This is a genomic window from uncultured Rothia sp., assembly GCF_963555405.1.
Classification (GTDB): Bacteria; Actinomycetota; Actinomycetes; order Actinomycetales; family Micrococcaceae; genus Rothia.
On record NZ_CAUVVO010000009.1, the window covers coordinates 74,466 to 89,403 of the forward strand.

The window sequence follows — 14,938 nt, forward strand, 5'->3', positions numbered from 1 at the left end:
TCTACGCGGAGGGCGCTAAATGGAGCGTCGCAACGACAGTCCGCGAACCGTCGCATAGAAACCCTGCGCCTGTAGCGCCGCGCGCAGTGCCTCCACCGGATGCTCCACAATTTCGCTACCGGAGGCGCTCAAAGTATGGGTGCCCAAAAGCTCCACATCGTTGACCTTCTCTACCGAAATCTTCTCCGCACCACCGGCAGACACCAGGCGCGCCAGGGCGGGGGCCGCCGCCTCCAGAAGCACCGGGTCGGTCGTAAATGCCAGCAGGGTCTTCGCGCCGCGCTCCACGTACAGCACCGGGGCGCCGTCCACCAGCACCACGCAGGCGCCCGCCTTACGCGCCGGGCGGTGCTTCACGGCGCCCTCGCCCTCGTGCGCAAAGGAGGGAATTGCGGGCCAGCTCAATGCCGCACCGTAAGGGTTCGCCGGGTCGGTCGCCGCCAGAAGGGTCACTGTGAACGTGCCGTACACCTGCTCGGTATCGGTACGCTGCGGGGTGTAGACACTCGCTCCAAAAGCCTGCGGACCTGCGTGAATGCTGAGATTATCGGCGGCGGAACGCAACAGATCCACCGTCGCCGGGGCAGCAAATTGCGCCGCACCCAAACCCTCAATAAAGTAGCCGCGACGCACCAGCGCACGATCCTCAGCCGCCGAATAAATCCGGTACAGCTGCGAGAACCCGCCGGTAGAATCCTCCACCTGCAGGCACCCGCGAGTCAGCACACCGTAGCGGTCCAAGAGCAGGTCGGCGCGTGCGAGTGCCGCAACCGTCGCCTCCACGGGCTCCTGCAGGAGCGTGTCCACGCGGGAGAAACGGCCGCTATCCTGCGGGGCAACGGCGGGAGCGGCGGCATGGAGCCCGCCGCGCAGGGAATGACCGCGCAGGGAACGCAGACCGCGCCCGGCGGCAGGCGCAGAGTAGCTGCCGGAACTATAACCGTCAGTGCCGTAGCCGCCCGCCATGCCGTTACCCATGGAGGCGCGCGCCGCCGCAATACGACCCGCACCGCGGCGACCCACCCGCGACAGACGCGCGGCAGGTGCCGGAGTCGGATGCGCACTGCGCACGCCCGCAAGCATCGCCCGAACCGGCGCGAAACTATCGTTCGTCACCGCACCAGCCCACACCAGACGCCACAGCGCCGCCGAAACCTCCGCCGCATCCGGGAAGGTCACCACCTGACCGGCGGGTGCAGCCGCACTCATCAGCTGCGCCACCCGCTCACGCAGCGCCGGCACGAACAGGCCGCCGTGAGCCAGCGCCTCATAGATGGCGTGCTCGAGTGTGCCCGGAGTCTGCAGCGCCTCCCAGGGTTCCGGGTTCTCCGCGCGCACCAGCTGCTCCGGGTAGTCCTCGCCCAGGGTCAGCGAAGAACTCTCGCTCAAATGCAGGCGAATCCAGCCGTCAGACTTCTGTGCGCTACCGCCGCCGAGCTGACCGGCGCCGGTGAAGAACACCCTGCCGCTGGCCATGAGCTCGTCCAGCATGTGCGGCTGGTAGCCGGGCACGCGCGCCGGAAGAATCAGCGTCTCCAGCGCGGAAGCCGGTACGCGCACACCCGCCAGCTGGTCGATGGCGGTGAGCAAATCCTCCGTGGCGGAGGTGGAGTCCTGGCTCGCATGGATGGTGCCGTTTTCTGCCGTCGGATTGAATGATGCCGAGCCGAGGGGTGCCACCCTCTCGCCCACCACTGTGGCGGCGCGGCGGGAGGGTATGAACGCACCGTAGGCGCTCGCCTCCGGCAGGGTCTGCGCAATCCGCACGGATAAAGAACGAACGTTCTGCCACGAAGGCAGGAAAACGCCGTAGACCTGCACCGATACCGGCTCAATCTCCTCACGCAGCGCCGCCAGAGAACGGGCACGAATCGTGCGCAAAACCTGAGTATCCACCCACTCAACACCGACCGCCCCGGAGGCGCGCAGCACCTCGGGCAGGAACTCGCCAGAGCTTAGGCGGCGCTGCTGCTGAAGACGCTGCAACACCGGGGTCAGCACGCCCACACCCACCGGGGTCAGGCGCGAAAAATGCTCCGCCGCCTGCTGCGCCGTGAAGGGAATATGGGTGCGCGCATAGCGAGAAACCAGGTCCTCTAAAGGCTCCGCGACCGACTCCAAAAGGGCAGCAGGAAGCGCCGCGGCGGGCATAATGCCCAGTCCATCGCGCAGGCGCGCGGCATCCTCAACCGCCGCATAGTACAGTTGCGGCTCGGTGGAACCATCGGCAGCTCCCATGAATGAGAACGCGCGGCGCGAGCGCACCAGCTGCTCCGCCAGGGCGCGCGCCTGATCCGTGCTGGCGTGCGCGCCGTACTCCTCGCTGTAATCTTCGGAGTCCTCATGCTTGGCGTCAGGTGCCGCAGTCCGCGGGTTGTCGGCACGCAAGCGCAGACTCAACTCCCGCGCGCTCAACGGACCCAGCTGACGCAAAAGATCCGCCACACCCTCCACGCCGCAGGCGCGGTAACGCTCACCCGTACGCTGCAGACGCTGCTGAGTCTGCACCAGAACCGCCGGATCCAGCAGGTCGCGCAGACCGCTCGACCCCAGTAGTTCAGCCAGCAACGCCGGGTCCAGCGACAGCGCGGCGGCGCGACGTTCGGCGGCGGGCGCATCGCCGTCGTAGAGGTGCTCGGCAACGTACTCAAAGAGCAGGGTGCGCGCAAAAGGCGAAGGGTCATTCGTCTCAACCTCCAGCATGGACACCGTCCGAGACTGCAACGAACGGTGCACTTGAACCAGCGCCGGAACATCGTACACATCCTGCAGACACTCGCGCGCCGTCTCCAAAAGCACCGGAAAATCAGGGTACTTACGCGCCACATCCAGCAGCTGCGCTGCACGCTGACGCTGTTGCCACAGCGGGGTGCGCTTACCCGGATTACGGCGCGGCAACAGCAGGGCACGCGCCGCATTCTCACGGAACCGAGACGCAAAAAGCGCCGAATCGCCCACGTGCTCGGTGACAATCGCCTCCAGCTCGTCCGGGTCGAAGAGGAACAGGTCAGCGCCGGGCGGCACATCCTCCATGGCGGGCAGGCGCAGAATCAAGCCGTCATCACTCGCCATGACGGAGGCGTCCACCCCGTACTGCTCCTCAATGCGGGCGCGCACCGCCAGCGCCCAGGGCGCGTGCACCCCGTAGCCGAGCGGCGAGTGCAGGACCACGCGCCAATCGCCCAGTTCGTCGCGGTGCCGCTCTACAATCATGCGGGTGTCGGAGGGGACCGCTCCGGTGGATTCGCGCTGCTCACGCAGGTAGGCGAGCAGGTTATCGACCGCCCAGGTGTCCAGTCCGAGCTGTTCGAGCTGCTGGCGGGCGGCGGCGCTATCGGTGGCGTCCAGGCTGGAGAGGGCGCGCGTGAACGCACCCGTCTGCACGCCCAGGGCGTAGGGGCGGCCCATGCGGTCGCCGTGCCAGAAGGGCAGGCGCGCGGGCTGACCGGGAGCGGGGGAGACCCGCACCGCGTCGTGCGTAATTTCTTCAATGCGCCAACTGCTCGCGCCGAGGGTGATGACCTCGCCGGCACGGGATTCGTACACCATTTCCTCGTCGAGCTCACCCACCCGCTTGGGGCCGCGCTCTTCATCGCCGCTGACCAGGTAGACGGGGAAGAGCCCGCGGTCGGGAATCGTGCCGCCGCTGGTGACGGCGAGGCGCTGCGCACCCGGGCGGCCCTCAATACTGCCGGAGGGGGCTTCCTCGGTGGGGGTGCGGTCCCAGATGATGCGCGGGCGCAGTTCGGCGAACTCGTCGGAGGGATAGCGTCCGGCGAGCATTTCGAGTACGGAGTCGAAGAGGGCGCGCGGCAGTTCGGCGTAGGGTGCGCTGCGGCGTAGCGCCTCGTACCAGGAGTCCACGCTGATGGGGCCCAACGCGCAGGCGGCGACGGTCTGCTGCGCGAGTACGTCCAGGGGGTTGGTGGGGATGGCAAGCGGCTCGAGGGTTCCGCTGCGCATTCCGGCGAGGGTGACGGTTGCGCCGAGCAGGTCGCCGCGGTGCTTGGGATAGAAGAATCCGCGCGAAATTTCGCCCACACGGTGTCCAGCGCGACCCACGCGCTGCAGTGCGGAGGCGACCGAGGGAGGCGCCGACACCTGGATGACGAGGTCCACGTGACCCATGTCGATGCCCAGCTCCAGGGAGCTGGTGGCGACCACGCAGCGCAGGGTTCCGCCCTTGAGTGCCTCCTCGATGAGGGTGCGCTGTTCCTTGGACACGGAGCCGTGGTGTGCGCGGGCGAGCGGCGGCACCTCGGCAATGTCGGAGATGCCTGCCGCGTAGTCTTCGGGGTCGATTCCCTGCTGTGCGAGGACGCGGCGCAGGTGAATATCGTTAAGTGCCGCGGTGAGCTTTTCCGCTAGTCCACGCGAGTTCACGAAAACAATCGTAGAACGGTTGTTCTCAATATGATCGACGATGCGCTCCTGCACACGCGGCCAGATGGAGGTCTCGGGGCGCTCGCTATCGGGGGTGTCTCGCAACGCCTTTTCGTGCAGCGCTCCCTCGCGCAATGCCTCTTCCGGGATGGTGAGCGTATTTTTGGGCGCGGCGGTATCGCCCTGTCGTGCCGGGTCTGCTTGCGCGGGTTCCTGAGCTGGGTTTGCTTGCTCGATTTCCTGCCCGGGGAATACGCCAATGGCATCTTCGAGCGTGTAGGGTGCGCTTGCCGGGATGCTTGCTGCACTAGAGATAGGCTGCGCCGCACTTACCGGCGAGCCGGCAGAAGCGGAGTGTGCAGTCCCGCCGCCTGGCACCTCCGAGGGTGCATATTCTGAGGGCGCGTAGAGCCCCTGCCCGTAGTCGTTGGCGCCTCCGAGTGCCGCCATGTCGGGTACGGGCACGCTCAGACGCAGGTCCCATTCTTTGGCGACCGGGCGGCTCATGATGGTCACCGGCTGAATGCCGCCGAGGAACCGGGCGACCGCCTCCGGGTTTTCGACGGTTGCCGAGAGCCCAATGCGCTGCGCGGGCTTCTCGAGGAGCGCGTCGAGGCGTTCGAGGGAGACTGCCAGGTGCGCGCCGCGTTTGGTGGCGGCGAGGTTATGGATCTCGTCCACGATCACGGTGGTGACGCCCGCGAGGGTGTTGCGGGCGGCGCTGGTGAGCATGAGGTAGAGGGATTCGGGGGTGGTGATAAGAATGTCGGGCGGGTTGCTGATGAGTTGGCGGCGTTCGCGTGCGGGGGTGTCGCCGCTGCGCACACCCACGCTGATGTTCGGTTCGCCCGTGTTGTTTTCGCTCAGGCGCGTGATTCCGGTCAGCGGTGCGCGCAGGTTGCGTTCGACGTCGGCGCCGAGTGCTTTGAGGGGCGAGATGTAGAGGATGCGCGTGCCGCCTACGGTTCCGGCTTCGTGTTCGCGGTGCAGGGCGTCGAGTGCCCAGAGGAAGGCGGCGAGGGTTTTGCCGGAGCCGGTGGGGGCGATGATGAGGGTGTTGTTGCCGTTGCGGATGCTCTCCCAGGCGCCTTCTTGGGCGGCGGTAGGTGCGCTGAAGGTGGCGCGGAACCAGTCGCGTACGGGGGCGGAGAAGTGGGAGAGTGCGTCGGTCATGTATCTATTATGGCGGGGTTTATGGTGTGCGCCTCTTGAATTGTTGGGGGTTGGGGGAGGAAGATGTGCTTGACAGTGTCTCTACAGAGTATGTAATGTTTTACTTGTAAAGTAATAGACTGAGGGAACAACCCAAAGGAGCCTCACCATGACCCGCCTGAACGAAGAACAGCTCATCAGCCTCTTCCACGAGCCGCGCACCGTCTCCTCCTTCACCGAGGAACCCGTCACCGACGAGCAGCTGCGCCGCATCCAGGAACTGACCTTCTATGGCCCCACCGCCTTCAATAGCCAGCCCCTGCGCATCACCTGGGTCAAGAGCCCCGAGGCACGCGAGCGCCTCGTCGCACACCTGGTAGACGGCAACAAGGCTAAGACCCAGGCGGCACCGGTGACCGCAATCCTCTCCGCAGACGCGAACTGGGTAGAGCACGCTGACACCTTCAACCCCAACGCTGCCGGCTTCATCAAGGGCTTCTACACCACCGAGGAGCTTGCCACCCCCGCCGCTGAGCTGAGCGCTCACCTGCAGGCAGGCTACTTCATCACCGCAATCCGCGCCCTCGGCCTGGATGCTGGCCCCATGACTGGCGCAGACTTCGCCGGCATCAAGAAGGAATTCTTCGCGGACAACGCAGAGATCCCCTTCCTGATCGTCAACATCGGCCACGGTGAGGCTCCCGCATACCCGCGCGGTGCACGCTTCAGCCACGATGAGGTTGCTCGCTCCCTCTAAGAGCGCGCGCTATGGTATGACTAAAGCTAAACCCTAGATTTAGACTTATAGACAGCTCAAGGGCGGTTCCCCATCATGGGGAACCGCCCTTGAACTATATGTGCGTTATACGCGCCGGTTTCTTAACCCTGAAACGCCGCGTTAGCGGGCACCAAACTGACCCACCGACAGCTGCGGAACAGACGAGGAACACGCGGTCGTATCCAGCGGAACAATCACGCCACCGGAACCGGAGGGAAGACCCACCAGGAAGCCCTGAACCGGGCGGCTACCACATGCGTCACCGAAGCGTGCCGGGTACACCGAACGCAGCACCGCGGTGGTGCTATCGCCGGGGTTGAGGGTCACACCCGCAGGGTTCATGTACTCGTCGGAGGTGGAAGCCTCACGACCAACCCAGGTTCCCGAAGGACCCGCATGGACCACGCGCGGGTAGCCGCGCAGGGTGCAGGGGGAGTTCGAGGAGTTCTGGAAGTACAGGGTGTAGTTTCGAGCGCCGGGGGAGCCATCTCCAATGGCAACCGAAACGTTCAGGTCGTCCAGATCGCACTGGGTCGGTCCCTCAGCGTTGTTGTTGGAGGAGTTAGAGGACTTCTCCGAAGAGCTCGAGGAATTCGAGGAGTTGGAAGAACTCGACGAGTTCGAGGAACCGGAGGAATTCGAGGAGTTACCCGAAGAGCGAGAGCCCGACTGCGAAGACGAGTCTGAGCCCTTCTGGGAATCCTGCTGAGAATCAGAGTCGTCCGACTTGTTCTGCTCGGAACCCTCGTGGTGGGAATCGGCAGAAGTGGAGCTCTGCTTCGACTCGTGAGTCTCGGTGTGGGAGGAAGACTCGGAGTGCTCAGAGGAAGACTCGTGGTGCTCCGCGTCGGGGGAGTTCACCACGGTAATGGAACCCGGGCTCACCGAAGGGGTAGCCCCGTCGGAGGCTACTCGAATCGTGCCGGGCTTGACCGAAGCCGAAGCGCTCGGCTGTGCCGAGGTGCCTTCAGCTTCCTGACCGGCCTGGGACGCGCCGCATCCACTGAGCGCGAGCACGCAACAGAGGAGGGTGGTTGATGCGAGTACCTGAGCCGATTTAAACATGATTACATCGCCGCCTGCATTTGGATTTCTGCTCCGTCCATACCGGGGGCGTACTCGACCTGGCAGCACAGGCGAGAGTATTCGTTGGCGACATCGTCGACCATGTCGAGCAGGTCCTGTTCAGCTTCGGTGCGCTCACCGGAAGCCTCGAAGTGCTCGGGGTCGATGAAGCCGTGGCAGGTAGCGCAGGATGCGTTACCACCGCAGGTTGCGAGGACCGGCACGCCGTTAGCCTGGAGGGTTTCCAGGAGGGTGTGGTGGTCTTCCCACTGAATGTCGTAGTTTACGCCTGCTTCGTCAGTGACCTTAATCGTTACGCCCATGCGTTCTCCTTCTTCTGTAGTGATGCGTTTCTATTGTAGAGGTAGGGGCTGTTATTCACCGTACTTTGTGGCGCATCCCCAACCCTACCGTCACGCATATCACGGGAACGCATATTAATTTTTATGCTGAGTAGCATGTCTGTATTGCCCCCAGTCTACCCCGTATTGCCCTGACAACGCGGGATATTGGCGCCAATGAATACTGCCCCCAGATGCAAAGACATGCTGGGGGCAGTATAAAGAACCGGCACGCGGGCGCGCTTCAACGGTGACGAAGAGCTACTCGGATTCCTTCTCCGCTGTCTTCTCCGCGCTCTTCTCGGCGTCCTGCTTTTCTGCGCTGTGGTCATCAGTATTCTGGACGCTTCGTCCCGGACCGCGCACAATACCGCGCACGCTATCGCGGGGGTCGGCGTAGCGCAGGTCAATACCGAAGGTATTGCGGATCTGACGTGCCGAGTTCAGGTGCCAACGCTGCGAATCCGAGGGAGTCACCGAGGTGACCGCCTTCTGACCCGGAGCCAGCTTCTCGTGGCGAATATCGTAGTGCTTACCGCCCATGGTGATGGTGAAGCCGTGCTCCTGCAGCAGCTGAACGAACGCATCCACATCGTGCGGGATCTTGCGGCCGCGCTGCCTCTTCGTGCCGCTCATTCTCGGCTGTGATTCGAAGGGGTTACGGCTGGGCGCGGTGCCGCGGCTAATACGAATCACCTGCTGGTCGGAGTGCGAGAACTCCACCTGGTAGCCGTTGAGTGAGTACACGGTGCGGCTACTGCCGGGAATCGGGCGGCGGTCCTCAGCCTCATCCAGGATGCGGGCAATATACTCGCCGGTCAGGCCAAACGACTTGAGCTGAGCTTGAGCATCGGGGGAGAGCTGGTAGCCTCCCGCGAGGGCCTGCAGCGGGCGTAGCGCGAGCACCTCGGCGGTCAGGGGGTTGAGCACCACCTGGTAGCCTTCCTCCTCGTGCGTATAGAGGGTAACTTCGCGACCGTAGCGGTTCTCCTGCGCGCTTTCCTGAACCACCGTGCTTGCGGGCGATTCAATGATGTCCAGCAGCAGCTCGTAGGTGAGCCCGTGGCGCATCATGTAGTCCATCACGCCGGGGAGCACACCGTAGATACGGCGGCGCGGCGGCACCTCGCCGTAGAACTCCTTCTCGATGCGCGCTGCAATACGCTGGTTCTCCAGCGGGACCTCGGTCAGCGGGATAAGGCGCTGGTTGGAGGGGCGAATCTTGGCGCGTGCGGCGGCGGGCTTGGGTGCCTGACGGTAAGCATCCACCAGCGCCTGCTGCTGCTCCACAAATTCCTGAGCGATGAGCGGTAGGAGGGTGAAGTAGAGCTCGGCCGCTTCGGGCTTGAGCGCGCCGTTCTCATCGAGCAGGGAGGCGCCATCCTTAGCGAGCAAATCCCACGGCTTATCGCTTGCCGTGCTCTCGTCGGAGTCCTGGTTGCCCCGGTAGCTATAGGTTGCGAGGGAGGCAAGCTCCTGCAGGCGAACGTACACCTCAAGAGGAACGGTAATCTGCTTAGCGGACATTATTTCTCCTCCTCAGTGGTGTTTTCCGCCTGGGTGGCTTTATCTTCTGTCTGCTTCGCCAGGGTGTTGCTGAGCTCTTCGAGTTGCACCTTACGCAGGGCTTCCGCGTGCAGGTTATGGAAGTCCGGGGTCTTCGCCAGAGCCAGCACAGTCCGCTCATCCGGCGAGATTGCGATTTCCAGACCCTGCGCCGCGTAGATGCGGGTCCAGCCGTCAGCCATACGCACGCTCTCGGGGCTGCTCAGCGCCTGAAGCATCAGGTCGAAAACGAACGGCGGGTTCTTCTTCAGGAAGATGCGGGCGCGCTCGCTGAACTCGAGCTCCAGGGCGTTGAGCGAAGTGTATTCGCCCTGTGCCAGGGAGGTTTGTGTCGCCTCGTTGTAGTCGGCGTCGTATTCGTCAATGACGGTAATGACTTCGGCGGAGGCGGTGTTCACGTCAACGCGGTAGTCATCGTGCGTGAAGCGGATGGTCCAGTCGTTGATGCGTTCCGCTTCGCCCTCGCGCAGGATGGTGCGCACGAGCTCTTCGCTGATGTTTTCGCGTTCGAGGCGGTCGCGCAGGCTCGGGCGCAGGCGGTAGTTGCGTTCGCGATCCTCGGCGGTAATGGCGCGAGGTGCTGCGGCTACCGGTTCTGCTGCGGGCGCGCTCGGGGTGGGAGCTGCGGGCTTCGGCGCACCCGGTTTCGGGGCGGTCGGCTTGGGGCCTGAAGTCGTAGGCACTGCGGGTGCGCTCGGCAAGGACTGGGCAAGCACCTGCTGCTCTTCAACGGCTGCCTGCTCGATAGCCTCTGCCTGCTGGGCAGCTTCCGCGGCGGCGGCTTCGGCTGCCTGCTGACGGGCGCGCAGACCCTCCAGGTACTCTTCGATGCGCGGCGGTCGGTAGGTGAGCGTGGACTTGCGGAACATGCCGGGGGATGGTGCACCGGGAGTCGGCACTGCAGGCTTCGCCACGGCGGGCTTGGGCGTAGTGGGCTTGGGTGCAACCGGCATAGGAACAGCAGGCTTGGGTGCCGCAGACGTTGCGGCGGCAATCGTTGCCGGGCTGGGCGCCGCTGCAGTCTTTTCTGCGTTCGCTTCCGCAGGTGCCTCTTCCGGCACGCTGGGAGCCGGGCTCGGCGCCTGCGCAGCACGTGCCGCAAAGAGCGCGGGGGAGGGGATCGGCTTCGGTGCTGCAGGCTTGGGAGCTGCAGGCTTGGGAGCTGCAGGCTTCGGAGCCGCGGGCTGCGGAGTATCAGCTGCGCTAACCTCGGTGTCCTCAACTGCTACAGGCTCGGCAGAAATAGTTTCAACCTCAGCCTCAACCGTAGAGTCTGCGGTCGTCGCTTCGGCTACCTGCAGGTCGTTCTGCTCCTCGTCAACAGGCTCATCGTCGCCGCGACGCAGGGCGGCAACGAGTTCCTGACGGGAGGTATAAGGAATGATTTCCTCGGGCGAATCAATATATCGGGGGAAATTCTCGTAAAGAATCTTCGCCGCAGCCTCAAAGAGTTTCTCTGCGGACGCGTTGGCGGCGGGTGCGCAGGGGCAAAGAAGCTCCTGGCGCTGCGCGTCATAGAGGGACCAGTGGGCGCATCGTTCGGTGGGCGGGAAATAGTCTAGCGTTCCCAAATCAGCTATATCGATGAGCGCACCTATCAGGGACTGCGGAATGGATAGCTGTGCCATAGTGCTCCTTCGTGTTGTCTGCTCTCCAACCTATGTGTGGAGAGTCCTCTTTCCATCGTAGGCGTTTTTCGACGGGTGTGCCCCGGAGCACGTCATCTTGGAGCGTAAATCTGTGGATTCACAGGTTGAGGTGCACTTTTGGTGCAGTTTTTGGTGCGGAAGCGGAAGCGCCAGTTGGTGGGCTCCCTTGCTACACCTCTGTATAGGTATCTCTGCACGCTGCAGCTTCTACATGTCTGTAGTTTCTGTATGCCGCGCCGTCTGCTGAGTGGGTGGCGCCTTCTGCACACAACTTCTGGATACACAAAAGATCCCCGGTTCGAAGAACCGGGGATTGTTGGTGCGCCCGAAGGGATTCGAACCCCCAACCTTCTGATCCGTAGTCAGATGCTCTATCCGTTGAGCTACAGGCGCATGTTCCTCGCTTCGGATTTCTTCAACCCGTCGCGGCAACAGGTACTACTATACGGATGTCCTTGAGGGCGTGCAAGCCGAAAATCTCGAAATATACCTAAAATTCCCTCCTTGAGAGTTGAAAATACCCCGTTTTACCGCGGAATTCCGGGGTTTTTGCGGTCGCAAAATTTTTTCAAAATATTTTTATTACGCACCAAAACCCACCCCGAAGGCACCCAAAAATACCCGTCTGCACCCTTCAGGAACATCCAGAAGTCCCTCAAAAAATCTTTTTGCGCCAAAAGAATGTGATGCGCAGAACGTAAGAAATAGCGTCATAGAGGGGTGTTCGGGTCATTAATGCGTTATTCTGTAAGCATCACGAGGAAGTGGCTTCTGTCCAAGCGTGCATATTCACCATTGTTTGCACGCTTGTAGTGTTTAACTGCTTCTTTGTTACCGCAGACCTATCCGGATCAACGTAGTATCCGGGCCACCGAATGAAGGGGAAAACGTCAATGGCTGACACCTCAACTCGTACTCTCTCTGCCGAGCTCGAAAAGGAGCTGCAGAGCGCACCCACTACCCACCAGGGTCTTCTGGATTGGGTTCGCGAAGTTGCGGCCCTGACCCAGCCCGCACACATCTACTGGGTCGACGGCACCCAGGAAGAATACGACCGCCTTGCACAGGAACTGGTCGACGCTGGCACCTTTGTTCGCCTGAGCGATCACGAATTCCCGAACTCTTACGCAGCTTTCTCTGATCCCGATGACGTGGCACGTGTCGAGGAGCGCACCTTCATCTGCTCCGAGACCGAAGAAGGCGCAGGCCCGACCAACAACTGGCGTGACCCCGTCGAAATGAAGCAGACCCTCTCCGGCCTGTTCGAGGGCTCCATGCGTGGCCGCACCATGTACGTTATTCCCTTCGTCATGGGCTCCCTGAAGGCTAAGAACCCCAAGATTGCTGTTGAGCTGAGCGACTCCGCATACGTTGTCTGCTCCATGCGCATCATGGCAACCATTGGTAAGGACGTTCTTGCAAAGCTGAACGAGACCAACGGCTTCTTCGTCAAGGCTCTGCACTCCGTTGGTGCACCCCTGGAGCCCGGCCAGAAGGATGTTCCCTGGCCCTGCAACCCCGAGAAGTACATCGTCCAGTTCCCCGAGACCCGCGAAATCTGGTCCTTCGGCTCCGGCTACGGCGGTAACGCACTGCTCGGTAAGAAGTGCTACGCACTGCGTATCGCATCCGTCATCGGTCGCGATGAGGGCTGGATGGCAGAGCACATGCTCATCCTGAAGATGACCAACCCCGAGGGCAAGGTTCGCTACATTTCCGCAGCGTTCCCCTCCGCATGTGGCAAGACCAACTTCGCAATGATGGAACCCACCATTGACGGCTGGAAGGCTGAGATGGTCGGCGACGACATCGCATGGATTGAGTTCGACGAGAACCACCAGGCACGCGTGGTCAACCCCGAGGCTGGCCTGTTCGGTGTGGCACCGGGCACCGGTTACTCCACCAACCCGAATGCTATGAAGGCTATCGCCAAGGGCAACACTATCTTCACCAACGTTGCTCTGACCGATGACGGCTCCGTCTGGTGGGAGGGCAAGACCGACGAAGCTCCCGCACACCTGATTGACTGGACCGGCAAGGACTGGACTCCCGAGTCTGGCCGCCCGGCAGCTCACCCGAACTCCCGCTTCTGCACCCCCGCATCCCAGGTCGACATGCTCGCTCCCGAGTACTACGACCCCGAGGGTGTGCCGCTGAGCGCTATCGTTCTGGGCGGTCGCCGCAAGACTACCGTTCCGCTGGTTTCTGAGTCTGAGAGCTGGGAGCAGGGCGTGTTCCGCGCTGTTACCCTGTCCTCCGAGACCACCGCGGCTGCTAAGGGTGCTGTCGGCGTGATTCGCCGCGACCCGATGGCTATGCTGCCCTTCATCGGTTACAACGCTGGTGACTACTTCAAGCACTGGATTGACCTGGGCAAGAAGCACGGCGCTGAGAACATGCCGAAGGTCTACTACGTCAACTGGTTCCGCCGTACCCCCGATGGTGGCTTCGCATGGCCCGGCTTCGGCGAGAACTCTCGCGTTGTGAAGTGGATTTTCGACCGCCTGGACGGCAAGGCTGGTGGCGAGGAGACCTTCCTGGGCACCGTTCCCACCAAGGAAGACCTGGACCTGACCGGTCTGGAAATCTCCGAGGAGGAGCTGAAGGCTGCTCTGGCTGTCTCGAAGGAAGAGTGGGCTGCTGAGCTGCCCGGCATCGACGAGTGGCTCGAGAAGTTCGGCGACAAGCTGCCTGCTGAGGTTCGCGAGCAGCGCGACGCTCTGGCAAAGGCTCTGGAGGGCTAAGACATTCCAGCTAATACCTAAGGTTTAGCGCTTTGAAGGAGCGGGATCTCCCGGTGAGATTCCGCTCCTTCCTTCCGTTTATGGGGGTCGTTTGAATCCCTGTCAGATGGGAGGTGATGAGTCGTCTCTCGGAGAGCTGTGAGTGTAAGGCTATGCAGTCCATCTGCTCTTGAGAAATACTCTAAAGATATCGGGAAGGCTACGAGAGCATGATTATGGCTGGCCCTGATTTCTTGCCCTCTTGCTACCCCTATACAATGCCAATGTAAGATTTTTGAACGCGTCGAACCCACCCGGGCTCGCGCATCCGTTGCCGCCTCCGTGAAGGTACGGCAGCACGAGAAGGATAGAAGGAGTATCCATGCGTTTGACAGCATTCTCGGATGTCTCGCTCCGCGTTCTGATGCTCCTGTCTGCTCTGGAGCCCGGTCAGAAGCTTTCCACTCAGAAGATTGCTGAGGGAGTGGACACCCCCTACAACCACGTGGCGAAGGCTGTGGCCTTCCTCGTGAATATGGGTTACCTGGACTCGACTCGTGGTCGCGCCGGTGGCGTGATGCTTTCGGACGCAGGACGTTCTGCGACCGTCGGCACTATTCTTCGCGCTACTGAGGGCGATATCCCCATGATTGAGTGCGAGGATGAGAATGGCCACTGCCCGCTGGATAAGTTCTGCCGCCTGCGCAATGTGCTGGCGAGGGCTCGCGAGGCGTTCTATGCTTCGGTTGATTCGGTGGTCATTAGCGAGCTGACTGCCGGTGCGCGCCCCGTTGGTCCGGTGTTTGTTGAGCTGGGCTTTGCGCCTCCGGAGAATGCGTTGCCTGCACACTAGGCTGGCACGCTACAAGAAATACGTGATACCTGTGGAGCTTTCCGGTGGGAGGCTCCACGGAGTTTTTAAGGCGTTCTTGCGGCTAACGTAGGGCTGTTGAGGGTCTTCCCGGTGGCTTTCTCGGTGGCTTTCTGCGGAGGTTTTTGAGGGAGCACCGGGAGTGTCTTTGCCTCTGTCTGCGGGGGTGCTGGAACCTGTGTGATTCCTGAATTTGTGCAGGAAATGCAGAAAATTGCAAACTTGCTTTTCAAATGCAGAAAATGTGACCATATTCATTTTTGCACTACACTGCATACTTTCCCTAGTAAATATATTTTCGGTCCAGAATTTTTATGCATACTTCGGGGCTAGTCACCCGGCGAACTCAAAAGCAGTGCTGAAAATATATAGTGTGACGCTCGGCTCTCTCTTTGAGTCAGGGTGAACCA

At 62.1% G+C, this 14,938-nt stretch carries 8 protein-coding genes and 1 tRNA gene; 3 read left to right on the forward strand and 6 right to left on the reverse strand.

Features of this window, described 5'->3' with window-relative positions:
- Positions 1–15 precede the first annotated feature (15 nt).
- Positions 16–5,556 (reverse strand): DEAD/DEAH box helicase, encoded by a 5,541-nt coding sequence (locus tag RWL87_RS06955; RefSeq protein ID WP_313969365.1) that lies wholly within the window; start codon positions 5,554–5,556, stop codon positions 16–18.
- Between the two features lie 148 nt (positions 5,557–5,704).
- On the opposite strand from RWL87_RS06955, the gene RWL87_RS06960 reads away from it, so the two are divergent.
- On the forward strand, positions 5,705–6,292 hold the full coding sequence (locus RWL87_RS06960; RefSeq protein WP_313969366.1) for a malonic semialdehyde reductase: 588 nt from the start codon (positions 5,705–5,707) through the stop codon (positions 6,290–6,292).
- 141 nt (positions 6,293–6,433) lie between these two features.
- Here RWL87_RS06960 and RWL87_RS06965 read toward each other — a convergent pair whose 3' ends face one another.
- The 5 genes from RWL87_RS06965 to RWL87_RS06985 all read right to left on the reverse strand — a co-directional run bounded on the left by RWL87_RS06965 (position 6,434) and on the right by RWL87_RS06985 (position 11,327).
- Entirely contained in the window at positions 6,434–7,378 is a 945-nt protein-coding gene (locus RWL87_RS06965; protein WP_313969367.1) for a DUF4232 domain-containing protein, read from the reverse strand.
- A gap of 2 nt (positions 7,379–7,380) precedes the next feature.
- The gene (locus RWL87_RS06970; RefSeq protein WP_005509285.1) at positions 7,381–7,701 is read right to left on the reverse strand and encodes a 2Fe-2S iron-sulfur cluster-binding protein; all 321 of its coding nucleotides are present in this window, start codon (positions 7,699–7,701) and stop codon (positions 7,381–7,383) included.
- Between the two features lie 279 nt (positions 7,702–7,980).
- Positions 7,981–9,246 (reverse strand): cell wall biosynthesis glycosyltransferase, encoded by a 1,266-nt coding sequence (locus RWL87_RS06975; protein ID WP_313969368.1) that lies wholly within the window; start codon positions 9,244–9,246, stop codon positions 7,981–7,983.
- The gene (locus RWL87_RS06980) at positions 9,246–10,913 is read right to left on the reverse strand and encodes a DNA repair protein (RefSeq protein ID WP_313969369.1); all 1,668 of its coding nucleotides are present in this window, start codon (positions 10,911–10,913) and stop codon (positions 9,246–9,248) included. Before RWL87_RS06980 ends, RWL87_RS06975 begins: the two co-directional genes overlap by 1 nt.
- Before the next feature lie 338 nt (positions 10,914–11,251).
- Positions 11,252–11,327 (reverse strand) — tRNA-Arg (locus RWL87_RS06985).
- 500 nt (positions 11,328–11,827) lie between these two features.
- Here RWL87_RS06985 and RWL87_RS06990 point away from each other — a divergent pair.
- The gene (locus RWL87_RS06990; RefSeq protein ID WP_313969370.1) at positions 11,828–13,678 is read left to right on the forward strand and encodes a phosphoenolpyruvate carboxykinase (GTP); all 1,851 of its coding nucleotides are present in this window, start codon (positions 11,828–11,830) and stop codon (positions 13,676–13,678) included.
- Between the two features lie 361 nt (positions 13,679–14,039).
- Positions 14,040–14,510 (forward strand): Rrf2 family transcriptional regulator, encoded by a 471-nt coding sequence (locus RWL87_RS06995; protein ID WP_313969371.1) that lies wholly within the window; start codon positions 14,040–14,042, stop codon positions 14,508–14,510.
- The last annotated feature ends 428 nt before the right edge of the window (positions 14,511–14,938 follow it).